The sequence below is a fragment of the Bradyrhizobium sp. OK095 genome, from assembly GCF_900109945.1.
GTDB lineage: Bacteria > Pseudomonadota > Alphaproteobacteria > Rhizobiales > Xanthobacteraceae > Bradyrhizobium.
In genome coordinates this window covers 187,598-209,410 of record NZ_FOBX01000012.1, presented here as the reverse complement: position 1 = coordinate 209,410, position 21,813 = coordinate 187,598, and the positions used below count along the sequence as shown (strand labels likewise).

The following is a 21,813-nucleotide window of genomic DNA, read 5'->3' as shown; positions in this document are numbered from 1 at the left end:
CATGACCGATCCCGTCCGCATCATCGAAATGGGGCCGCGCGACGGCCTTCAGAACGAGAAGACACCCGTCAGCGTCGAGGCCCGCATCGCCTTCATCGAGGCGTTGGTCGCGGCCGGCCTCGATACGGTCGAGGTCGGCGCCTTCGTCTCGCCCAAGGCGATCCCGCAGATGGCAAGCTCGGACGCCGTGCTGCGCGGCGTTGCCCATGTGAAGGGCGCCGAATTCCACGTGCTGGTGCCGAACGAAAAGGGTTTTGATGCCGCGCGCGCCGCGGGTGCGAAGGTTGTCTCAGTGTTTGCCGCGGCCTCGGAAGGGTTTTCACGCGCGAATATCAACTGCACGGTTGCGGAGTCGATCGAGCGGTTCAAGCCGGTGCTGGCGCGCGCCAAGGCGGACGGCGTCAAGGTGCGCGGCTATATCTCCTGCGTGCTCGGTTGTCCGTTCGACGGCGAGATCAAGCCGAAGGCTGTCGCTGATCTCGCCAACACGCTGTGGGAGCTCGGCTGCTACGAGATCTCGCTCGGCGACACCATCGGCGTCGGCACGCCGACCAAGGCGAAAGAGATGCTGCGCGCGGTAGCCGCCAACATCCCGCCCGCAAAGCTCGCGATGCATTTCCACGACACCTACGGCCAGGCGCTCGCCAATCTCTATGCCGGCCTGGAGGAGGGCGTCCGCGTCATCGATGCCGCCGCCGGCGGTCTCGGCGGCTGTCCCTACGCACCGGGCGCGACCGGCAATGTCGCGACCGAGGATGTCGTCTACATGCTCGAAGGCATGGGGATCAGGACCGGCATCGATATGGACCGGCTTTTAGCGGCCACGAACGAGATGAGCCGCGTGCTGGGCAAACCGCCGGTGAGCCGCGTGGCGTCCGCGCTGAACGCGAAGAGGAAGCGGGCGGCGACGTAAGCCGCTTACGCCGCCTTCAGCCCGACATCCGGCAGGCGCGGCCGGTTCTTGAGCGCCTTGGCCATCATCGCCTCGACCTCGGCTTTCTCCTGCGGCAGCAGCGCGAGGCGGGGCGGGCGGGTCAGCGCGGTACCGCGGCCCATGATGTGCTCGCACAGCTTGATGCACTGGACGAGGTCGGGGCGGGCGTCGAGATGCAGCAGCGGCATGAACCATTCGTAGAGCGGCATAGCCTCGGCAAAGCGGCCGGCCTTGGCCAGGCGGAATAGCGTCTCGCCCTCGCGCGGGAAGGCGTTCGACATGCCGGAGACCCAGCCCACGGCGCCCATGGCGATGCTCTCGACGATGACGTCGTCGAGGCCTGCGAACAGCACGAAGCGGTCGCCAACCATGTTGCGGGTGTCGATGAAGCGCCTTGTGTCGCCAGAGGAATCCTTGAAGCACACAACCGTCTCGACATCAGCGAGCGTGGCCAGGATGTCGGGGGTGACGTCATTCTTGTAGATCGGCGGATTGTTGTAGAGCATCACCGGCAGGTCGGTTGCGGTGGCAACCGCGCGGAAATGCGCGGCGGTCTCGTGCGGCTTCGACGAATAGACCAGCGCCGGCATCACCATCACGCCGTCGATGCCGATGCGGGCGGCTTCCTTCGCCGTTTCGACAGCAAACGCCGTGGTGAATTCGGCGATGCCGCACAGCACGGGCACGCGGCCTTTCGCGACGGACTTTGCCGTCTCCATGATCGCGACCTTCTCCTTGCGCTCCAGCGAGGTGTTCTCGCCGACCGAGCCGCAGACGATCAGGCCGGAGACGCCGTCGCGGATCAATCCGTCCATGACTTTCGCGGTCGCGTCGATGTCGAGCGAGAGATCGTCGTGGAATTGCGTGGTGACGGCCGGGAAGACGCCTTCCCAGGAAACGCGGCGGCTCATGTTTGCTCCAGGTAAAGTTGCCGACGGGGGGCTGGGGCCGCCGGCTGTTGTAAAGAGGATGGCGGGTGGGATCAGAGCGTGGCGCCGACCTTGCGCAGCTCGGCGAGAACAGGGGCCTTCGGCAGCCAGATCTTGTCGAACTCGGCAATGACGGCCTCGGTGTCGCCGGCCGGGACCTGGCGGATCGGGATCGGCGCGTTCTTGAAATTCTCGATCAGCGCGGGCTCGTTGGAGGCCAACTCGTCGATCTGCGCGTCCAGCGTCGCCTTCACGGTCTTGGCGATCAGCTCGCGGTCGGCCGCGGGCAGCGTCTGCCAGACCCGCCCCGAGACCACCGCTGCCATAGGCATGAAGACGGCGTTCATCTGCAAGATCACCTTCGACACCTTGTCGAAGCGCTGGTTCCAGGAGAATTCGAGATCGGCCTCGAGGCCGTCGACCTGGCCGTTGGCCATCGCGTCGAACACTTGCGGCGTCGGGATCGGCGTTGGCGCAGCCCCCAGCGACGAATAGAAATCGCGATAGACCGGCGTCGGGTTGATGCGCAGCTTCATGCCCTTGATATCGCCGAGCGTCGTCAGGTCCTTGGACGAGAACACCGCGCGCATGCCGGTGATGCCCCAGCCGAGCCCGATCGTACCGGTCTCCTGCGGCAGCACCTCGAACAGCTTTATCGCCGTCGGATGCCGCACAAATTTCGCCACCGCGGGTGTCGAGCGGACGATATAGGGCGCGTTGATCGCGGCGATGTGCGGTACGCGCGAGCCGAGCTCAGCGGCCTGGATGAAGCCCATGTCGAGCGCGCCGGACTGGAGTTGCTGCATCATCGCGGGCTCGTTGCCGAGCTGGCCAGAGTGGAACACGGTCAAGGTCAGGCGACCGCTCGTGGCCGTCTTGAGCTCGTCGCCGAATTTGAGCGCGGCCTTGTTCCAGGAATGGCCGTTGGGCGTGATCAGGCCGAGGCGGAATTCCTTGGCCTCGGCGAGCGCCAGCGAGGGCGCGAACACCGATGCGGCGGCACTGGCGGCGAGAAAGCGGCGGCGTGAAAGCGGCATGGTCGGGCTCCTTTGGAACGGGCCTATTTGATGAGGATCAGCGAGAGCGACGGGTAGAGCGAGAGCAGCACCAGCAGGACGCAGGAGATGACGAAGAACGGCAGCGTCACGATGAACATCTTGCCCGGCTTGGCGCCGGTGACGGCGGCTGCAACGAAGAAGCAGAGCCCGACCGGTGGCGACAGCAGGCCGAGCACGAGGTTGATCACCACCACCACGCCGAAATGCCGGGGATCGATGTGGTAGACGTCGGTTGCAACAGGCAGCAGGATCGGCACGGTCATGATCAGGCCGGGAATGCCGTCGATCACCGTGCCGATCACCAGCAGGATGACGTTGCAAATCAGCATGAAGCTGATCGGGTCCTTGGCGGCCGTCTGGATCCAGGCCGCGGTTTCCTGCGGCACCTTGCCGAAGATCAGGACCCAGGAGAACACGGCTGCGGCCGCGACCAGGAACAGCACGATCGCCGAATAGATGCCGCTGCGCAGCATCATCTGCGGCAGCTGGGAGAACTCAAATTCCTTGGTCCAGTACTTTCCGACCAGCGCTGCGGCGACCGCGCCGATTGCGGCGGATTCCGTTGCGTTGGCGAGACCGCTGAGAATGGTGCCCACGATGACGATGGGAATGAGCAGGGTCGGCGATGTCCGCAGGATCGTCATGACGCGCTGGCGCGGGGTCTGATAGTCGGCGCGGGGATAGTTGTAGACGTATCCCATCAGCGCGATGACGACGCAGAACATCACCGTGAGGATGACGCCCGGCACGATGCCGGCGATCAGCATGTCGCTGACCGAGACCTGCGCCAGCACGCTGTAGACCACGAACATCACCGACGGCGGAATGATCGGGCCAAGCATGCCGCCATAGGCGGTGAGGCCTGCCGCGAAGGTCTTGTCGTAGCCCTTCTTCTCCATCTCGGGGACCATGATCTGGGCCATGATCGCGACCTGCGCGGTGGCAGATCCCAGGATCGAGGAGATGAACATGTTGGCGAGGATGTTGACGTAGGCGAGCCCGCCTTTGAGCGAACCGACGAAGGCCATCGCCATGTCGACGATGCGACGGGTGATGCCGCCGCCGTTCATGATCTCGCCGATCAGGATGAAGAGCGGGATGGCGATCAGGCCGTAGCTGTCGACGCCGCCGAAGAGCTGGAGCGGATAGGATTGGAACAGCAATGGATTGCCTGACGCGGCGATGTAGACGAGGCCGGCGAGGCACAGGCAGAGGCCGATCGGCACGCCGACCAGCATGATCGCGAGAAAGGCTGCCGATGTGATCATCAGTTGACCCCGTCGAGCTCGGAGAGCTGAAAGCCCCTCAGTGGCGTGCGCGGGACCAGCTCGAGATCTTCCAGCAGATTGGCGAGGCCGTGAACGGTCATCGACACCGCGAAGATCGGCAGCGTCAGGTAAAGCACCCAGGTCGGCCAGTTCAGCGTCTGGGTGTGCTCGGTGTAGATGAAGTTGAAGGTCTCGGCCGCGAGCTTGCGCCCGTCGAAGCCGGCGACGGCCAGTCCGATCGGATCCATCCAGAGCACGCAGGTGATGATCAGCGCGACGCCGAACACGACGACGAGGCTGGTCGAGATCGCCTTGGCGATCTTCTGGTGCTGTGGCGAAAGACGTTCTGTCAGCATCGTCACCGCGAAGTCGAGCCGCAGCCGCGTCATCGCGGAGGCGCCGATGAAGGTCAGCCAGACCACGCAATAGACCGCGGATTCATCGATCCAGTAGATCGGGAAGTGCGCGTAGCGGGTGACGACGTTCACCAGGATCAGGCCAGTGAGGAGGTACATCAGGCCCATCAGCGCGAGGCGCTCGACGGCGAGAAGGGCGCTGGACGCGCGGACGACCGTCCGTCGGAGGCTGAGCGCGCGCGGCGCCGGCATCGTCTGCTCGATCATGAAAGAGGCCCCAACCCCGGAAATTTATCGTGCTATCGGCAAATGTATAATTTATACATTTTGCCTGTCAAACGGAGATTGCGGTCATTTCGGCGGCAGGACGCGCTTTTGCTAGGCACTGGTGCTTGGCTTTTGCTGGCGCTCCCATCATGCAAGAGAGGGACCGCATCGGCCGATGAGTCGGGAAGGACAACAGAAGGTCAGATGAAACAGCCTCTGAAGCATCGCACGCTGTCGGCTGCGATCGTCGACCAGCTCAGGCAGGCGATCCTCGACGGCACCTATCCGGCCGGTTCGCAATTGCGACAGGACGCGCTTGGCGAGGCCTATGGCGTCAGCCGCATTCCGGTGCGTGAGGCACTGTTTCAGCTCGAGGCCGAAGGGCTAGTGCGGATCGTTCCGCAGAAGGGCGCCATCGTCTCCGAATTGTCGCTGGATGAGATCAACGACGTGTTCGACCTGCGTGGTATCCTGGAGCCGCGACTGCTGGCGCAGTCGGCGCCGCGTTTCACCGCCGATGATTTCAACGGGCTCGACGACATCCACAAGCACTTCGAGAAGGCGATCAAGGCGCGCAACGTCAGCGAATGGGGCCAGCTCAACGCCGACTTCCACATGGCGCTGTATGTGCACGCCCCGCAGCCCCGCACCCGCACGATCGTGCTGTCGCTGCTCCAGACCAGCGACCGCTATACGCGGCTCCAGCTCTCCAACACCAAGGCGATGGGGACAGCTGAGAAGGAGCATGCCCATCTGATCGCGCTCTGCCGCGCGCAGAAGGTCGAGGACGCCTGCCGATTTTTGGAACGGCACATCGAGGCCGTGCGCAAGGACCTGTTGCAGGTCGTCGCCGGCAGCACGATCGCGCCGAAGGCGCGGCGGAAGAGCGAGTAGCGGTCGCAGGCACGAGACGACGATGCCTCAATAGGGGGGCAATGTGCCGCTAATGTACCAGAACAGAAAAGCGCACTCGGACGTGAGAGCAATGGCCGAGAGATAAACCACCGTCGAGTCTCTCAGCCACTTCCGGCGGTTCTTGAGATAGACGACGTAGATGTAGAAGATCGGCCCCATCAGCAGCCAGACCGGCCACGTGTAGAACAGGGCCAGCGCCAGTCCCGCCAAGAACGACAGCGGATGAGAACCTGCGAACGCGGAGAGCACGGCAAACAGCAATGCCGGCGCGACGACATAGGCCAGCGTCCCGAACATCACGGAAATCGGCCACACCGAAATCACCTGGGGCTGCCAGCCGCGACGTTTGATGAGACGCGTGAACGTCACGCCGGCCAACGAGCCAATGGCGAACGGCCCAAACAGGGCGAGGGCGAGAATGAGATAGAAGCCGGTGCCTGGACCGCCCTGCGCCAACGGCTTCTCCCGCTACCTGCTGCCGTCCGGCCCCATCACCAGGTCCGGCAGTGCGGTCGATATCCCCGGCACGAAGCACAGCAGCAGCACCGCGAGCATCATCAGCAGCACGAAGGGCAGGGTACCCCAGATCACCTCGCTCAGGGGAATATCCGGCGCGACGTTGCGGATGACGAAGATGTTGAGGCCTACGGGTGGATGGATCAGCCCCATCTCCATCACGATGGTCATGACCACGCCGAACCAGATGATGTCGAAATTCGCGGCGCGCAGCGGCGGCAGGATGATCGGCGCGGTCATGAGAATAATCGAGACCGGCGGCAGGAAGAATCCGAGTACGACGACCATGACGAGGATCGCGAACAGCAGGCCCCAGCGCGGCAGGTGCATCGCGACGACGGATTCGGCGACCGATTGCGAGATGTGCAGATAGCTCATCACGTAGGAGTAGAGCAGCGACATGCCGATGATCATCATCAGCATGGTCGATTCCCGGATCGTCGATTTCAGGATGGGCGCAAGGTCGCTCGGCCGCCACACGCTGTAGATCACCGCGATCAGCGCCAGCGCGAGCAGGCCGCCGAGGCCGGCCGTCTCCGACGGCGTGGCATAGCCGCCATAGAGCGCAATCATGACGCCGGTGAGCAGCAGCACGAAGGGGAGCACGCGCGGCAGCACGCTGAAGCGTTCGGCGAGCGTGTATTCGTCGCGGGCGAGGATCGCAGCTTCGGGGCCGCCCTTCTTGTAGATCGCTTCGGCCGCCGCATATTCCTGGCGAAAGCGGATCACGGCATAGGTGCCGAACAGCGAGACCAGCAGCAGGCCCGGGCCGATACCGGCGAGGAACAGCCGGCCGAGCGATTTTTCGGCGGCCACTGCGAACAGGATCATGGTGATCGAGGGCGGCAACAAAATGCCGAGCGTACCGCCGGCGGCGATGATGCCGGCCGCAAACCCTCCGGAATAGCCGCGCTTGCGCATCTCGGGGATGCCGGCCGAGCCGATCGCCGAGCAGGTCGCGGGCGAGGAGCCCGCCATTGCCGCAAACAGCGCGCAGGCAAACACATTGGCGACGCCAAGGCCGCCGGGCACGCGATGCAGCCAGGCGTGCAGGGCCGAATAGAGATCCTGGCCGGCGCGCGACTTGCCGATCGCCGCCCCCTTGAGGATGAAGAGCGGGATCGACAGCAGCGTGATCGAGGCCATTTCCTCGTAGACGTTCTGCGTCACCGTATCCAGCGAAGCGGCGGGCATGTAGATGCCCATGAACACGACCGCGACCGCGCCGAGCGCAAACGCAATGGGCATGCCCGAAAACATCACGACCAGCGTCGCGATGCCGTAGGCGATGCCGATACCGAAAACGCTCATGGACGCTTGGCTCCCGCGAAAGGCAGCGCAAGCTGCACGAGGATCTGGACGCAGAGCAGGCTCATGCCAAGCGCCATCAGCGAGTAGGGAATGGCAAGCGGCGGCGACCACATCGAGTTCGATACCTGGCCGTCGACATAGGCCTCATGGGCCAGCGTCCAGGACTTCCAGGTGAAAAAGGCGCAGAACAGGAACGTCACGGCATCGACCAGCCAGAGCCGGATCTTGTTGGCGAGCGGCGACAGCAGGCCGACAAACGCCTCGATACCGATATGGCCGCGGTTCTGCTGCACATAGGCGGCCGTCATGAAGGTGGCGCCGACCAGCAGGAACACTGCGGCCTCGTCCTGCCAGTAATTGGCGGCCTTGAACAGCGCGCGGCTGAGCACGCTGTAGCTCAGGATTGCGCAGGCCGCGATCAGCGCGATCGCGGCGAACACGACGATAATGGTGTTGAGGATTGCGAGACCGCGATCGATCGCCGCCGCAAGGCCCGTCCTTGCGGCAGCGGTCGACTGGTGGCCACGATCCGGAAGCGGACCGTGGCTCATGCGGCGACGTCGGAGGCGAGCTTCAACAGGGTCGCAGCCGTCGCGGTCTTGGCGCCGTAGTCCTTCCAGGCGGTGTCGCGGGCGATGTCGCGCCACTTGCCGACGGTCGCAGCATCGAGCACCGAGACTTTTGCGCCGGCCTTCTCATAGACCTTGGCGACCTCGACGTCGTCATCCTGCGCGCCCTTGCGGCCGAAGGCCTCTAACTCCTCACCGACCGCGAGCAGGATGTCCTGCTGGTTCTTCGGCAGCTTGTCGAAGATCGCCTTCGACATCATCAGCGGCTCCAGCATGAACCAGTAGGAGGCGCCGGCGCCTGAGGTCAGCGACTTCGCGACCTCTTCGAGCCGGAACGAGATCAGGCTGGTGGAGGAGGTGATGCCGGCGTCGCAAGCGCCGGTCTGCATCGCCGCGTAGATTTCGTTGGACGGCACCGACAGCACGGAAGCGCCCGCGGTCTGCAGCACCATGTCCATCTCGCGCGAGCCGCCGCGCACCTTCATGCCCTTGGCATCTTCCGGCGACACGATCGGCTTGGAGCGGCTGGCGACGCCGCCGGCCTGCCACACCCAGGAGAGCAGGATGATGCCCTTGTCGGCGAGGAAGTCGGTCAGCGCCTTGCCGACCGGCTCCTTCTTCCAGCGCATGCCCTGGTCGTAGGTGGTCACGAGGCCCGGCATCAGGCCGATATTGGTCTCCGGCAATTCGCCGCCGGCGTAGGGCATCGGATAGAGCGAGATGTCGAGCGCGCCCTTGCGCATCGCGGAGAACTGCGCGTTGGTCTTGATCAGCGAGGAGTTCGGATAGATCTCGGCGGCGATGTCGCCATTGCTGCGCTTGCTGACTTCGGCTGCGAACATGCGGCAGAGCCGGTCGCGGAAATCGCCCTTGTCGATGGTGCCACCCGGGAATTGATGCGAGATCTTCAGCGTGGTCGCGGCATGCGCGGTGCCGGTGCTAAAACGGAGGATGGCGGGTGCGGCGACGGCGGTTGCGATCAGATGGCGACGCGTGAGCATGGTGTGATCCCCTTGAACGTTTCTTTGAGCGGTTCTTGTTGGTGTGATTTGGGTCAGGTCGTGCAAGATCGACGCTGGGCCCATCCTAGCCGGTCTTACAGGCGATATTCTCTCATCTGATAGTTCGAGACCGAATGCCGCGGCAAGGGCCGGCCTTGCTGCGCTGCACACTGGCCATCCATTCTGCTGCAAATGGGCGGCGCCATGCGCGGACGCGATTGCGGCGAATACGTGGACGGCAGCAGCCCGCAGAAATTTATCGGTGCCGGCGTAACAACGCTGGCGGTCAATCCGTCGAGATTAAATAGCGGCGTCCGTCGCTGACAAACACCATCCCGAAGGGAAGATGATCCATGACCATTCGCACCCGCATCGCGCTCGGCGTCTCTGCTGCCGTTCTCTCGCTTGGCCTCGCGCTCGCGCCGGCCGCTTTCGCCCAGGATAAGATGGGCAAGGACGACGGCATGATGAAGAAGGACACGATGTCCAAGGACGGCATGAAGAAAGACACCATGTCCAAGGACGACGGCATGAAGAAGGACGGGATGAAGAAAGACGACGGGATGAAGAAGGACGACGGGATGATGAAGAAGAACTGATCTTCTACCGGCGGCGCGTAGCGTTTGCGCCGGTAGGCGCGCGCGCAGATGCTCGGGGCGGTCACGTGGACCGCCCCGAAAATGGCGCTTCAGTTCAAATTCAATCGAACGTTACTAGAGAACGTTACTTGCGCTTGGCCTTGCGGGCTGCGTAGCGGGCATCGCGCTTGGCTTTTTGATCGGCCTCGGCCTCAGCCGCCTTGGCGACCGCCTCCTCGGCCTCACGCGCAAGTCGCGCAGCTTCCGCAGCTGCAGCTTCTTCCGCGACGCGCTTCTGCTCGGCCTTTTCGGCTTCGCGCGAGGCCTTTGCCTCGGCGCGCTTGGCCGCGAGCGCCTCGCGCTCGGCACGACGTGCCACCACCTCCGGATCGTCGTGACCCGGCTGCGATTTGAATTTGTTCAAAAGATTTTTGCGTGCTTCCTGAGCGGCCTTTTGCCGGTCGGAGAATCCTGGTTCCCTGAATCCACTCATCGAACGAACCTTGTCATCCTCGCTTTCAGTCCTACATAACTGCGTGTTGGTACGTCGGCTGGGCATAGCGGGCGCCGCGCGACGCAGATGCGTGTACATCCACGCGCGCCGCAAAGCCATAGATATTGCAGCCGATCAGGTAGACGAAAAATCGCCCCCAACGATCTCTCGTAGCCCGGAAAAACTGCCGAATTGTGATGTCCCTCATAAGGGAGCACAGGGGCGGGACCTAGCGTCCGTCCCGGTACGAGACGGAGCACGGGCATGACGATCTCAAGACTGAGCCTGAAGGCGCTCGCGATCACCCTTGCGGTGGCGGCCGTGGCTGGCGCTGCGCTGCTGCTTGCCCGTCCGCAGCCGATCGACAGCGCCGTTCTGGGCGCCGACTGGGAGTGCACCCAGACCGCTTTCGTGCTCACAACCTGCGCACCGCGGGCGACCCCGGCGGTCGAAACCTCGCGCAAGGATCTGATCCGGCCGACCCGGGGGTAAACTCTCTGAGCGGGATGTGACGCCAGGTCGCAGAGGTGATAAAGCCGGCCAGCGTCTGTGATCCAGTCAGCCATGCCCAAGTCCATGCCCAAGTCCGAGCCCGAACCGGGCACGAAGCCCAAATCCCCGCCAAAACCTCGATCCGGTGACAACCGCCGCGGCGCCATCGCCGGGCTGATCATCGCGATTGTGATCCTCGGCGTCGGCTGGTGGCTTGCCCGGGATCTCACCGCCGCCAGCAAGATGCAGGACTGCCTGATGTCGGGGCGGCGCAATTGCAACGTGATCGAGCCGGCCCGTTAGAAGCGCTCCAGCGCAGCCCGTGCAGCCGAAAAATTGCCGTGATCTTAAGCATTTGTAACGGGACTTAGCCGACCAAAACAGGTCAGTTATATTAGCCGGCATCACCCCGACGCGAGACGAATCGTCTATCGCGCTGAGGACCACGGCAATCGAGAGAGTAGGGGTCAAGCACGCATGAGTGCGTCCAGCCGCATGAAGATCATCATTCCCTTGGTTTCGGCCATGTCATTGCTTGCGCTCTCGGCGCAGGCACAGGATTCAGGGCCGCCGAGGCACGACGGCCAGCCGCCGCACGGGCAGGGCGCAGGCGCGCCGTCCCAGAATAATCAGAACATGCACAAGGGTCCGCCGCCGCAGCAGGCTATCAGGCCCGGTCCGCAGCCCGGTGGCCAGCCTCACGCCGGCGGCCCGGGTCCCGGTCCTGGTCCTGGCCCCCGTGCCGTTGGTGGCCCGCAGCCCGGCCGCAATTACGCCAGGGGCCCCGCACCGGCGCGCGACTGGGGCGGACATACCTATCGCGGCAATCTCGCCTGGGATGGCGGGCGCTGGCGCCACGAGGTCCACAACGGCCGCCCCGGCTGGTGGTGGGACGTCGGCGGCGTCTGGTATTATTATCCGCAGCGGATGGAAGGCCCGCCCGCCTACATTTCGGAGGACTATTACGATGACGAGCCGGTGGCCTATGCCCCTGGTCCTCCTCCGGTCGCCTACGCGCCGCCACCTCCGCCGGTTGATCCCGGTGCAAGCGCGCTTGGCGGCGCCATCGTCGGCGGTGTGCTGGGCGGTCTGATCTCGGGCAACGCTTCGGGCGCAGCCGCAGGCGCCGTGATCGGCGGCGCCACCGGCGCGATTGCCGGCGCGACGGCGGCCTCGCGCCCCGGCTACTATCTGGCCCAGGGCAATTGCTACTACCGCTATCCGAGCGGCCAGTATGTGCAGGCCGATCCGCGCGCGTGCTACTGAGCTTCCGAGCTTGAAATTGAGAACGGAGAGGCGGGCGAAAGCCCGCCTCTTTTGTCGTGGCGCTGACGCAGCTGTCGCGTTCGGCGGCGCACAACAATTGCCTCAAATTAACGCTGGCGCTCGTTGCCGCTTCTGGCGAATCTCAAAAGAAAAAACGTCGGGACAAGATTCGCCGGGGAGGTGGGACATGCTGGATGCAATCCAGATCAGCGTGGCGTTGTGGGCCATGATCGTTTGCGGCGGGATCAAGCTGGCGCAGGTGGTGCACTACCTATTTTAGCGCATGATCCGCGGCGCTCAGCCGCGCGCGTCAGGACACGAGCCAGCTGAAGAACGCCATCGCGCCCCAGACCAGGCCTCCGATCCAGGCCAGCATGACGATGCCGATGGTCGCAAGAAAAGTGACGCCGAACAGGTCGGACCTTTCCCGCGGTGTCGGGACCTGCGCCTCGGTTGCTGCTTTCTGTGTCATGACGGCAAGACCACCCAAGACAACCCATGTGTCTGCTCGCGCCTTTGCGAGTGTTAGGCGCTGTTTAGCGGAGACGCCGGACGCAGGCTGTGACGCAATTCACAGATCCGTTTGAATGACGTTTGATCTCACCTTTTCGTGCGAGACACGTCCGGAAACAATCACACCATTCACGGCTGCCCGTGGGCGATCAGCTTCACCGGAATTGAACGCGATCACCGGGTCCGCGTTGCCGGGAAATGACACCGCAATCATACGGACGAAATTGCCATCCGTTTGTCCATATCGGCCGGCTAGGGTGAGGCTTATGTGTATCAAGTACGACCCTCAGCACGAGGCCGAGGCCGCGATGAAGCGCGCCGCGGCATCCGAAGGCCCCGACCGGCAACGCCTCATCCAACTGGCCCTGGCCTGGCATCAGCTCGCCCGCGATCGGCGCGACGAGCCGGCGGACTAATCGCACTCAGGCAATGACCGCCGGCCCGCCGCTACCGGCCTTGAATTTCGGACAAACGCAATTGAGTCAGGCGCCGTCATCGTCGCCGGCGCGGACGTCGGCTCGGAGCCGCAACGTGCGGCCGTGCGCGACACATGTTGTCGTTGTGCGTCGCCGGATTGTTGCGAGTATCATCGATAGGACAAAAAACCCAGTTATTTCAATGTCAAAATACGTCTAGTTGCCTAATTATGTTGTTTTGGGAGCACACTTGATTGCCAATCGTTGCTGGGAACCCGAACAGCAATTGCCCGTCCTCCCCCGTTCGCCGTATTGCTTGGTGACTCGATATTGATAGCCGTTCATTCGTTTTCTCGGAATTTTTACGGGGGGACTGGGAATGAAGTCTTCAGGGACTCGCAAAGCCATCTGGCTCGGCAGCGCAGCTCTTCTCGCACTGGGAACGTCTGCAAACGCGCAAAGCATCGACACAATTTCGCAGTGGAACGGGTCGAGCTTCATCTCGTCCTACGGCGTGACCAACACCGCGACCTACGGCCAGACGTTTACGCCGACCGCGGCGCAGACCCGGCTGAGCGCCTTCACCTTCCAGGTCGGCTTCGCCTCCGCGCCGATCGCCTCGCAGGCGTTCGTGTACCAGTGGGACACAGCGAACCAACGCATTATCGGCCCTGCGCTGTTCAGCTCGGGCACGATCAATCTGGCCGCCGGCGCAGGCTTCACCCCCATCACGGTCAATACCGGCGGCATCACGCTGACGGCCGGTCAGCAATATGTGCTCTTCCTGTCGACGTCGAACCTCCAGGGCGGCGCTCCAAACGCTTCGTCAAGATGGGGCGCGCTGACCAACAACACGGCGATTCCGAACGGCCAGTTCGTATTCCAGAACAACGGCCCCACCTTCGCGAATCTGTTCACGACCGGATGGAGCAACATTGCCGAAGATCTGGCGATGCAGGCCTATCTCTCGGGCGGCACGACCGGCGAGAACATCGTCCAGGCGCAGACGGGCGCGTTCCAGCTCGGCAACTCCTATCTCTCGCTGCTGACCGATCCGTTCGCGACCAACAAGGTCACGACGACCGGCACGCTGAATTACTCCGGTGAGAAGCCGGTGCCGCCGGCCGTACGCTCGGCTTTCGGCGCCTACATGAAGGCACCGCCGCCGGTGGCCGTCTATGCTCCGCGCTGGGATGTCTGGGGCGCGGCGTTCGGCGGCGCCAACTCTACGGGTGGCATCGCTGCTGCCGGGACTTCCGACATCTACACCCGCGTCGGCGGCGTCGCGGCCGGTGCGGACTATCGCTTCGCGCCGGACACGCTGATCGGCTTCTCGCTCGCGGGCGGCAACATCAACTGGTCGGTGTCACCGACTGTGGTCGGCGGCGGGCAGGGCGGCGGTACCAGCGATACGTTCATGGCCGGCATCTACGGCAAGTACGGCATCGGCCCCGGCTACATCTCGGCGGCTGCGACCTACACCAATTACTGGGTTGGCACGTCCCGTTCCACGATCGTGGGCGTGGACCAGTTCAAAGCCGACTACAACGCACAAGGCTGGGGTGGTCGTATCGAAGGCGGCTACAAGGTCGGCCAGTACTGGACCGTGAACTGGACGCCCTATGGCGCGATCCAGGGACAGGCCTATCGCACCGGGGACATCACCGAAACCGCAACGATGGGTGGCGGCGCCGGACTGGCGCTCGCAGTCGCAGGCCGCACCGCAACGGCGTATCGCGGCGAAGTCGGTCTGCGCACTGACAAGGTCGTGCCGGTCGATGCCGGCGGCCAGCTCAACCTGTTCAGCAAGATCGCCTATGCCCATGACGAGATCAGCAACCCGTCGGGCACGATGGGCTTCGTCGGGCTCGGTGGTCTCGGCGGCGGCGGCGCGTTCACCGTGTTCGGCACGCGGCCTGCGCGTGACCTCGCTCTGACCACGGGCGGCGCCGAGTGGCGGACGGCAAGCGGCGTCTCGTTCCTGGTGAAGTTCGACGGTGAATTCGGCGACCGTTCCCAGACCTATTCCGGCACGGGCCGCATTCGTTACACCTGGTAAGCGCGGGCGCTCGCCGGGGGCTCAAGGCGCGAGGCCGGGCATTGCTCGCCTCGCGCCTTTGGTTTGTGGGACGCATGAGAAAGCCCCGTGCTCGCAGGACAAGCACGGGGCCCTTCAAAGCCGACCGGGGGCTGGCAGGTCGGCACCACCGTGTTTCGCTGCATCCAATGCGCCGGTGGTGATCTCGTTCCACGCGGCTTGCGCATTTTGTCGTGCCGCGGTTCGCCGCCACTGGCGTCGCGCGAGCACAGGGAGTCCGCCCGCTTCTTCCTGAACGGGATCGAGCGGAGCGAAACGCAGCATTAAGAAGTGTGCGGCCCCGATTTTCGCGGTTACGATTCGTGCTTTGCGAACGAAGCGGAGTCGGACCGTGAACAAGCGAAATGCCGGCTGGGAGGCGGGCTGATTTGGTGCCGCGCCTGGATCAATCGATCGCCAGGCATTCTTCCAAATGCGGCTTCTGCTGGCTTTGCCGTGTCCACGCCTGAACAGCGAAGGCGAGTTGATACTGACTCGCCGCGGCATCCGCAATCGAAGCCTTCGCAACCTCGATACGCCTTGTGACCACACCGGTGTTCACGACGCCTGCGTCGATGGCCAAGTACGACATTGCGAGGATTGCCACCGCGGATGCGATAGCCATTCTCGTCCACTCGGTCGGCAGCATTGGAGTCCTTATCGGGCGCAATTCGCCCGCCGCTTAGATAGGGGGCATCTTGACGGTTCAAAGGGCGGAGTATGGTTACCCCACGCGTTCGTGAAGTGCGACGATTCTTCAAGTGAGCGTCGGAGCGGGGCCCTGTGGTTCGCGCCTGCTGCTCGGCTTCGCGTCTCGCTTTCAGCAACGCGGATATTCGTCGTTGCGTTGTAAAGCGTCGCAGTGTCTGCCTTGCAACGTCCATCGCGGCGGGAAAGATGCAACGGCTAGGTGGTGCCGGTTATTCCTTGATTCTGAGAAGGTAGGCGCGGCCGATGGAATGAAATATCAGCCCTACACTCAGTCCGATGCTTCCAAAGGCGATCAGCTTAACCCAACCGGCGAGATCCGGTGATCCCATCTGCTGCACGCCAGGCACCATCAAGCTCGCAGCGACTGCAGCGATGCCGCAGCCGTTGCAGAAGCTGGCGCGCAGCTGACGTGAGGGACCCCTATAATGGTGATTCTGTAATTGAATGGCGATCCCGGCAGGAATCGAACCTGCAACCCTCAGAGTAGAAATCTGATGCTCTATCCAGTTGAGCTACGGGACCGTCTTGAGCCGCCCAAGTTGGCGGCCCGGCCGTTCATCTACCATGCCAATATGAAAAATCTGGTCTTTCGCCAAGCCTGAACCGAACCGTTTTCGCATCTAAAGCGACAAAGCGGAACGGTGGGGTGTCAGGGTGCCGGGTTGAGCGGCAGCGGACTGGACGATGGTTCACATCGCCGGGAACGCTGATCAGCTTCCGGGACACGGCCGCCGGACGGCTGGTCTCATATTGCTGCGCCATCAGGACGGCGTGCGCGGCGATATCTTGACCGGTCTTCTTTGGGCTTGCCTTGCTATGGCGAATGCGACGATTTGCACCTTTGGTTCCATCGCCTTGAGTCCGTCACCTTTCCGAGCATTTCATGCTGCCGCGGCGCTTGTCCGCGATTTCCGGGAGTCCATCCATGATCGGTCTTGTTCGCGCCGTCACACTCTGCGCCGCGCTGGCGTTCGGCCTTTCGGTCGCGCAGGCCGCCGACAAAGCCTTCAAGCGCGACGATCTCGCTGATTCCGCGATCAAGCTGGAGGCGCAGATCAAGAGCGAGGCCGGGCCGGTCGCCAAGACCAGCGCGACGCTGCGCACCGACGCCGACGCCGCCTTCCGCCGCAATGACTACCGCACGGGCCTGTCGGTGCTCGGCCAGATTGCCGCGACCACGCCGGAGGATGCCAGCAACTGGTTGCGGCTCGCCAAGGTGATTCCCCAGATCTGGACGAAAAACTCGAGCGAACAGACCTTCCTGCTGGAGCGTGCCTCGACCGCCGCCTATATCGCCTACCAGCGCGCCGGCAATCCGGGCGAGGAGGCCGATGCGCTCGCGGTGCTCGGAAAATCGCTGGCCGAGCGAAAACTGTGGCGGCCGGCGCTGGACGCGCTGCGGCTGTCGCTGGATATGCGCGAGGTCGCCGACGTTCGCGGCCAATATGAGAAGATGCGCGACGAGCACGGCTTCCGGCTGCTCGACTACACCGTGGATTCGGACTCGGCGAGCCCGCGCGCCTGCTTCCAGTTCTCGGAAGAGCTCGCCAAGCGCACCGACTTTGCACCGTTCCTTGCGCTAGCAGGCCAGGACAAGCCGGCGCTGTCGGCCGAGGGCAAGCAGCTCTGCGTTGACGGGCTGAAGCATGGCGAGCGCTACAACATCAATCTGCGCGCCGGCCTGCCGTCCACCGTCAAGGAAGGACTGCCGAAATCGGCCGAGTTCAACGTCTATGTCCGCGACCGCAAGCCGTTCGTGCGCTTCACCAGCCGCGCCTATGTGCTGCCCAGGACCGGCCAACGCGGTATTCCCGTGGTCAGCGTCAACACGCCCGCGGTCAACATCAACGTTTTCCGGATCGGCGATCGCAATCTGATCAACACGGTGGTCGACAGCGATTTTCAGAAGACGCTGTCCAAATACCAGCTCAGCGATCTCGGCGGTGAGCGCGGCACCAAGGTCTGGACCGGCGAGCTCGCGACCGCGATGACGCTGAACCAGGACGTCACCACCGCATTCCCGGTCGATCAGGCGCTCGGCGAGCTTCAGCCAGGTGTCTACGTGATGACGGCCGCCGCCAAAGGCCCGGGCTCGGACGATGACAATCAGCTCGCCACCCAATGGTTCATCGTCTCCGACCTTGGTGTCACCGCCTATTCCGGCAATGACGGCATCCATGTGTTCGTGAACTCGCTGGCCTCGACCGATCCGGTCGGCAAGGCCGAGGTGCGGCTGGTCGCGCGTAACAACGAGATTTTGGCGACCCGCAAGACAGACGATTCCGGTCATTTGCTGTTCGAGGCGGGCCTCGCGCGCGGCGAGGGCGGCCTGTCGCCGGCGATGCTCACGGTCACGGGCGAGAAGGCCGACTATGCCTTCCTGAGCCTCAAGACCAGCGCTTTCGACCTGTCCGACCGCGGCGTTGCGGGCCGCGCAGTGCCTGCCGGCGCCGATGCCTTCGTCTATGCCGAGCGCGGCGTCTACCGCTCCAGCGAGACCGTCTATCTCACCGCGCTCCTGCGCGACGGGCAGGGCAATGCCGTCACTGGTGGGCCGATGACGCTGGTGATCGAGCGCCCGGATGGCGTCGAATATCGCCGTGCCGTGCTCGCCGACCAGGGCGCCGGCGGCCGCACGCTGTCCGTGCCGCTCAATTCGGCCGTCCCGACCGGCACTTGGCGCGTACGCGCCTTTACCGATCCGAAGGGCGCCTCGGTCGGCGAGACCTCCTTCCTGGTCGAGGACTACGTGCCAGACAGGATTGAATTCGACTTGTCCGCCAAGGACAAGCTGATCAAAGCTAACGCTCCAGTGGAGCTTAAGGCGGACGGCCATTTCCTCTATGGGGCGCCGGCCTCGGGCCTTGCGCTCGAAGGTGACATGCTGATTGCGCCTGCGGCCGCGCGCCCGGGTTTTGCCGGATATCAGTTCGGCGTTGCCGACGAGGAGACCACCTCGAACGAGCGCACGCCGCTGGAGAATTTGCCGGAAGCCGACGCCAACGGCGTTGCGACCTTCCCGGTGACGCTGGAGAAGCAGCCGGCGTCGACGCGTCCGCAGGAGGCTCAGATCTTCGTCCGCATGGTCGAGACGGGGGGACGCGCCGTCGAGCGCAAGCTGGTGCTGCCGGTGGCGCCCGCCAACGCGATGATCGGCATCAAGCCGCTCTTTGCAGACAAGAACGTCGCCGAGGGCGACAAGGCCGAGTTCGACGTGGTGTTCGTCTCGCCTGAGGGCGAGAAGCTGCGCCGCGACGGCCTGCGCTACGAGCTCCTGAAGATGGAGTCGCGCTACCAATGGTATCGCCAGAACAATTACTGGGATTACGAGCCGGTCAAGTCGACCTCGCGCGTTTCTGACGGCGATGTCACGATTGCTGCTGACAAGCCGTCGCGGATTTCGTTCACGCCGCAGCCTGGCCGCTACCGGCTGGATGTGAAGTCGAACGATGCGGACGGTCCGGTGACCTCGGTGCAGTTCGACGTCGGCTGGTACTCTGATGGCAGCGCCGACACGCCGGACCTGCTGGAGACCTCGATCGACAAGCCGCAATACGCTTCCGGCGACATCATGACCGTGTCGATCAACGTGCGCTCGGCGGGCAAGCTCACCATCAACGTGCTCGGCGACCGCCTGCTGACGACGCAGAGCATCGACGTCAAGGAGGGCACCGCGCAGGTAAAACTGCCGGTCGGCAAGGACTGGGGCACCGGCGCCTATGTGGTGGCGACGCTGCGCCGTCCGCTCGATGCGGCTGCGCAACGCATGCCGGGTCGCGCGATCGGGCTAAAGTGGTTCGGCATCGACAAACAGACCCGCACACTCCAGGTGAAGCTGTCGCCGCCGGCGCTGATCCGGCCGAACGCGACGCTGAAGATCCCGGTCAAGCTCGACGGGCTCAATCCGGGTGAGGACGCCAAAATCGTCATATCAGCGGTCGATGTCGGCATCCTCAACCTCACCAATTACAAGCCGCCGGCGCCGGATGATTACTATCTCGGCCAGCGCCGCCTGAGCGCGGAGATCCGCGATCTCTACGGGCAACTGATCGACGGCATGTCGGGCACGCGCGGCCAGATCAAGTCCGGCGGTGACGCCGGGGCCGCCGAGCTGCAAGGCTCACCGCCGGCGCAGAAGCCGCTCGCGCTTTATTCCGGCATCGTCACGGTTGCCGCCGACGGCACTGCTGAGGTGAGTTTTGACATTCCCGAGTTCGCCGGCACCGCGCGGGTGATGGTGGTGGCGTGGACTGCGACAAAACTCGGTCGCGCCAACACCGACGTCGTGATCCGCGACCCTGTCGTGCTGACCACGACCCTGCCGCGCTTCCTGCTCAACGGCGACCATGGCACGGTCAACCTCGAGATCGACAATGTCGAGGGCCAAGCCGGCGACTATGTCATCAACGTGAAGACGGGTGGCCCGGTGAAGATGACCGGCAATCCGGCCACAACGGTCAAGCTCGCGGCCAAGCAGCGTAACTCTTTCTCGCTCGCGGTCGACGCGACAGCGGCGGGGCAGGCCACACTCGACGTCGACATCAAGGGGCCGAACGGCCTGGCGCTGGCGCGTCACTATGCGCTCGACGTCAAGGCGGCGACGCAGGTGCTGGCACGGCGCTCGATCCGGACGTTGGCGAAGGGCGAGAGCCTGACGCTGACCTCGGACATGTTCGCCGACCTGGTGCCGGGCACCGGCAGCGTCTCGGTCTCGGCGAGCCTGTCGACCGCGCTCGATGCGGCAACGATCCTGAAGGCGCTGGATCGTTATCCCTATGGCTGCTCGGAGCAGATCACGAGCCGCGCTCTGCCGCTGCTCTACGTCAACGACCTCGCGGCGGGCGCGCACCTCGCCATGGACACCGAGGTCGACCAGCGCATCCGCGACGCCATCGAGCGGCTTTTGGCCCGTCAAGGCTCCAATGGTTCGTTCGGCCTGTGGTCGGCTGGCGGCGACGATGCCTGGCTCGACGCCTACGTGACGGACTTCCTCACCCGCGCCCGCGAAAAGGGCTTTGTGGTGCCTGATGTCCTGTTCAAGACCGCGCTGGATCGTATCCGCAACTCCGTCGTCAACGGCAACGAGCCGGAGAAGGACGGCGGGCGCGATCTTGCCTACGGCCTCTACGTGCTCGCCCGCAATGGTGCAGCTCCCATCGGCGATCTCCGCTATCTCGCCGATACCAAGCTGAGCAACCTCGCAACCCCAATTGCGAAGTCGCAGCTTGCGGCCGCGTTGGCACTGGTCGGTGACCGCAACCGCGCAGAGCGTGTCTATGGCGCCGCGCTCGACAGCCTCGCGCCAAAGCCCGTGCTGGAGTTCGGCCGCACCGACTACGGCTCGCAGCTTCGCGATGCCGCGGCGCTGGTGTCACTTGCGAGCGAGGGCAACGCGCCGAAGGCGACGCTGACGCAGGCTGTGACCCGCGTCGAGACTGCGCGCGGGCTGACGCCCTACACCTCCACGCAGGAGAATGCGTGGCTGGTGCTGGCGGCACGCGCGCTGGCCAAGGAAAACCTCTCGATCGAGGTTGACGGTCAGTCGGTCAAGACTGCGCTCTATCGCAGCTACAAGGCGGATACGCTGAGCGGCAAGCCGCTGAAGATCACCAACACCGGCGATGCGCCGATTCAGGCGGTGATCTCGGTGTCGGGCTCGCCGGTGACGCCGGAGCCGGCGGCATCGAACGGCTTCAAGATCGAGCGCAATTACTTCACGCTCGACGGCAAGCCCGCCGATATCAGCAAGGTCAAGCAGAACGACCGCTTTGCGGTGGTGCTGAAGATTACCGAGGCCAAGCCGGAGTACGGCCACATCATGGTGTCCGACTATCTGCCGGCAGGCCTCGAGATCGACAATCCGAAACTGGTGTCGTCGGGTGACAGCGGCACGCTGGGCTGGATCGAGGACGGCCAGGAGCCCGAGGATACCGAGTTCCGCGACGACCGCTTCACGGCAGCTGTCGATCGGGCCTCGGATTCCAAGGCGGTCTTCACCGTCGCCTATGTCGTGCGCGCGGTCTCGCCCGGCAAATACGTGCTGCCGCAGGCCTATGTCGAGGACATGTACAACCCCTCGCGCTATGGCCGGACGGGCACGGGCAATGTCGAGGTGCGGGCTGCGAAGTGAGTGAGATGAGCGA

20 protein-coding genes and 1 tRNA gene are annotated in these 21,813 nt (G+C 64.0%); 9 read left to right on the top strand and 12 right to left on the bottom strand.

What is annotated here, in order from left to right:
* Position 1: 1 nt before the first annotated feature.
* Complete coding sequence (locus BMW89_RS28680; RefSeq protein ID WP_092031562.1) at positions 2-913, top strand: hydroxymethylglutaryl-CoA lyase; 912 nt, start codon at positions 2-4, stop codon at positions 911-913.
* A 5-nt stretch (positions 914-918) separates the two neighbouring features.
* Here the strand turns inward: BMW89_RS28680 and BMW89_RS28675 are convergent, their stop codons facing one another.
* The 4 genes from BMW89_RS28675 to BMW89_RS28660 all read right to left on the bottom strand — a co-directional run bounded on the left by BMW89_RS28675 (position 919) and on the right by BMW89_RS28660 (position 4,797).
* A complete protein-coding gene (locus tag BMW89_RS28675) occupies positions 919-1,845 on the bottom strand; it encodes a dihydrodipicolinate synthase family protein (protein ID WP_092031558.1) in 927 nt (308 codons plus the stop codon).
* 71 nt (positions 1,846-1,916) lie between these two features.
* Positions 1,917-2,900, bottom strand: coding sequence for a TRAP transporter substrate-binding protein (locus BMW89_RS28670; RefSeq protein ID WP_092031555.1), 984 nt, complete (start codon positions 2,898-2,900; stop codon positions 1,917-1,919).
* A gap of 23 nt (positions 2,901-2,923) precedes the next feature.
* Positions 2,924-4,189: a TRAP transporter large permease gene (locus BMW89_RS28665; protein WP_092031551.1), complete on the bottom strand. Its 1,266-nt coding sequence runs from the start codon at positions 4,187-4,189 to the stop codon at positions 2,924-2,926.
* Positions 4,189-4,797 (bottom strand): TRAP transporter small permease, encoded by a 609-nt coding sequence (locus BMW89_RS28660; RefSeq protein WP_092031710.1) that lies wholly within the window; start codon positions 4,795-4,797, stop codon positions 4,189-4,191. Before BMW89_RS28660 ends, BMW89_RS28665 begins: the two co-directional genes overlap by 1 nt.
* A 219-nt stretch (positions 4,798-5,016) precedes the next feature.
* Between BMW89_RS28660 and BMW89_RS28655 the strand changes: the two genes are divergently transcribed.
* Positions 5,017-5,706, top strand: coding sequence for a GntR family transcriptional regulator (locus BMW89_RS28655; RefSeq protein ID WP_092031547.1), 690 nt, complete (start codon positions 5,017-5,019; stop codon positions 5,704-5,706).
* Positions 5,707-5,733: 27 nt separating this feature from the next.
* Here the strand turns inward: BMW89_RS28655 and BMW89_RS28650 are convergent, their stop codons facing one another.
* The 4 genes from BMW89_RS28650 to BMW89_RS28635 are packed head-to-tail and all read right to left on the bottom strand — an operon-like array spanning position 5,734 to position 9,124.
* A complete protein-coding gene (locus BMW89_RS28650; RefSeq protein ID WP_092031543.1) occupies positions 5,734-6,183 on the bottom strand; it encodes a hypothetical protein in 450 nt (149 codons plus the stop codon).
* 12 nt (positions 6,184-6,195) lie between these two features.
* Complete coding sequence (locus BMW89_RS28645; RefSeq protein ID WP_092031538.1) at positions 6,196-7,554, bottom strand: TRAP transporter large permease; 1,359 nt, start codon at positions 7,552-7,554, stop codon at positions 6,196-6,198.
* A complete protein-coding gene (locus tag BMW89_RS28640; RefSeq protein ID WP_092031534.1) occupies positions 7,551-8,105 on the bottom strand; it encodes a TRAP transporter small permease in 555 nt (184 codons plus the stop codon). The genes BMW89_RS28645 and BMW89_RS28640 overlap by 4 nt, the downstream gene beginning before the upstream one ends.
* Positions 8,102-9,124, bottom strand: coding sequence for a TRAP transporter substrate-binding protein (locus BMW89_RS28635; protein ID WP_092031529.1), 1,023 nt, complete (start codon positions 9,122-9,124; stop codon positions 8,102-8,104). The genes BMW89_RS28640 and BMW89_RS28635 overlap by 4 nt, the downstream gene beginning before the upstream one ends.
* Positions 9,125-9,477: 353 nt before the next feature.
* Between BMW89_RS28635 and BMW89_RS28630 the strand changes: the two genes are divergently transcribed.
* A complete protein-coding gene (locus tag BMW89_RS28630) occupies positions 9,478-9,723 on the top strand; it encodes a pentapeptide MXKDX repeat protein (protein WP_092031525.1) in 246 nt (81 codons plus the stop codon).
* A 124-nt stretch (positions 9,724-9,847) separates the two neighbouring features.
* Here the strand turns inward: BMW89_RS28630 and BMW89_RS28625 are convergent, their stop codons facing one another.
* Positions 9,848-10,195, bottom strand: a complete 348-nt coding sequence (locus tag BMW89_RS28625; protein WP_092031521.1) for a DUF6481 family protein — start codon at positions 10,193-10,195, stop codon at positions 9,848-9,850.
* Between the two features lie 264 nt (positions 10,196-10,459).
* Between BMW89_RS28625 and BMW89_RS28620 the strand changes: the two genes are divergently transcribed.
* The 3 genes from BMW89_RS28620 (at position 10,460) to BMW89_RS28610 (ending at position 11,953) form a co-directional block, all read left to right on the top strand.
* A complete protein-coding gene (locus BMW89_RS28620; RefSeq protein WP_092031517.1) occupies positions 10,460-10,687 on the top strand; it encodes a hypothetical protein in 228 nt (75 codons plus the stop codon).
* 72 nt (positions 10,688-10,759) lie between these two features.
* Entirely contained in the window at positions 10,760-10,990 is a 231-nt protein-coding gene (locus BMW89_RS28615) for a hypothetical protein (RefSeq protein ID WP_092031513.1), read from the top strand.
* Positions 10,991-11,164: 174 nt separating this feature from the next.
* Positions 11,165-11,953 carry a hypothetical protein gene (locus tag BMW89_RS28610; RefSeq protein WP_092031510.1) on the top strand — a complete coding sequence of 263 codons (789 nt, stop codon included), beginning with the start codon at positions 11,165-11,167 and terminating at the stop codon, positions 11,951-11,953.
* 310 nt (positions 11,954-12,263) lie between these two features.
* Here BMW89_RS28610 and BMW89_RS28605 read toward each other — a convergent pair whose 3' ends face one another.
* On the bottom strand, positions 12,264-12,425 hold the full coding sequence (locus BMW89_RS28605; protein WP_092031506.1) for a hypothetical protein: 162 nt from the start codon (positions 12,423-12,425) through the stop codon (positions 12,264-12,266).
* Positions 12,426-12,732: 307 nt separating this feature from the next.
* Here BMW89_RS28605 and BMW89_RS38115 point away from each other — a divergent pair, with 307 nt between their 5' ends.
* Positions 12,733-12,882 (top strand): hypothetical protein, encoded by a 150-nt coding sequence (locus BMW89_RS38115; protein WP_177196381.1) that lies wholly within the window; start codon positions 12,733-12,735, stop codon positions 12,880-12,882.
* A gap of 379 nt (positions 12,883-13,261) precedes the next feature.
* A complete protein-coding gene (locus BMW89_RS28600; RefSeq protein ID WP_092031502.1) occupies positions 13,262-14,941 on the top strand; it encodes an autotransporter family protein in 1,680 nt (559 codons plus the stop codon).
* A 424-nt stretch (positions 14,942-15,365) separates the two neighbouring features.
* Here BMW89_RS28600 and BMW89_RS28595 read toward each other — a convergent pair whose 3' ends face one another.
* Complete coding sequence (locus tag BMW89_RS28595) at positions 15,366-15,584, bottom strand: hypothetical protein (RefSeq protein WP_244547709.1); 219 nt, start codon at positions 15,582-15,584, stop codon at positions 15,366-15,368.
* Between the two features lie 531 nt (positions 15,585-16,115).
* Positions 16,116-16,192 (bottom strand) — tRNA-Arg (locus tag BMW89_RS28590).
* 403 nt (positions 16,193-16,595) lie between these two features.
* On the opposite strand from BMW89_RS28590, the gene BMW89_RS28585 reads away from it, so the two are divergent.
* Complete coding sequence (locus tag BMW89_RS28585; protein WP_092031493.1) at positions 16,596-21,800, top strand: alpha-2-macroglobulin family protein; 5,205 nt, start codon at positions 16,596-16,598, stop codon at positions 21,798-21,800.
* Positions 21,801-21,813: the final 13 nt, after the last annotated feature.

Coding starts and splice junctions, on each gene's coding strand:
- BMW89_RS28660 (WP_092031710.1), bottom strand. CDS start 4,797: ATGCCGGCGCCGCGCGCGCTCAGCCTCCGACGGACGGTCGTCCGCGCG.
- BMW89_RS28665 (WP_092031551.1), bottom strand. CDS start 4,189: ATGATCACATCGGCAGCCTTTCTCGCGATCATGCTGGTCGGCGTGCCG.
- BMW89_RS28675 (WP_092031558.1), bottom strand. CDS start 1,845: ATGAGCCGCCGCGTTTCCTGGGAAGGCGTCTTCCCGGCCGTCACCACG.
- BMW89_RS28655 (WP_092031547.1), top strand. CDS start 5,017: ATGAAACAGCCTCTGAAGCATCGCACGCTGTCGGCTGCGATCGTCGAC.
- BMW89_RS38115 (WP_177196381.1), top strand. CDS start 12,733: ATGTGTATCAAGTACGACCCTCAGCACGAGGCCGAGGCCGCGATGAAG.
- BMW89_RS28620 (WP_092031517.1), top strand. CDS start 10,460: ATGACGATCTCAAGACTGAGCCTGAAGGCGCTCGCGATCACCCTTGCG.
- BMW89_RS28630 (WP_092031525.1), top strand. CDS start 9,478: ATGACCATTCGCACCCGCATCGCGCTCGGCGTCTCTGCTGCCGTTCTC.
- BMW89_RS28640 (WP_092031534.1), bottom strand. CDS start 8,105: ATGAGCCACGGTCCGCTTCCGGATCGTGGCCACCAGTCGACCGCTGCC.
- BMW89_RS28615 (WP_092031513.1), top strand. CDS start 10,760: ATGCCCAAGTCCATGCCCAAGTCCGAGCCCGAACCGGGCACGAAGCCC.
- BMW89_RS28610 (WP_092031510.1), top strand. CDS start 11,165: ATGAGTGCGTCCAGCCGCATGAAGATCATCATTCCCTTGGTTTCGGCC.
- BMW89_RS28595 (WP_244547709.1), bottom strand. CDS start 15,584: ATGGCTATCGCATCCGCGGTGGCAATCCTCGCAATGTCGTACTTGGCC.
- BMW89_RS28625 (WP_092031521.1), bottom strand. CDS start 10,195: ATGAGTGGATTCAGGGAACCAGGATTCTCCGACCGGCAAAAGGCCGCT.
- BMW89_RS28635 (WP_092031529.1), bottom strand. CDS start 9,124: ATGCTCACGCGTCGCCATCTGATCGCAACCGCCGTCGCCGCACCCGCC.
- BMW89_RS28680 (WP_092031562.1), top strand. CDS start 2: ATGACCGATCCCGTCCGCATCATCGAAATGGGGCCGCGCGACGGCCTT.
- BMW89_RS28600 (WP_092031502.1), top strand. CDS start 13,262: ATGAAGTCTTCAGGGACTCGCAAAGCCATCTGGCTCGGCAGCGCAGCT.
- BMW89_RS28585 (WP_092031493.1), top strand. CDS start 16,596: ATGATCGGTCTTGTTCGCGCCGTCACACTCTGCGCCGCGCTGGCGTTC.
- BMW89_RS28605 (WP_092031506.1), bottom strand. CDS start 12,425: ATGACACAGAAAGCAGCAACCGAGGCGCAGGTCCCGACACCGCGGGAA.
- BMW89_RS28670 (WP_092031555.1), bottom strand. CDS start 2,900: ATGCCGCTTTCACGCCGCCGCTTTCTCGCCGCCAGTGCCGCCGCATCG.
- BMW89_RS28645 (WP_092031538.1), bottom strand. CDS start 7,554: ATGAGCGTTTTCGGTATCGGCATCGCCTACGGCATCGCGACGCTGGTC.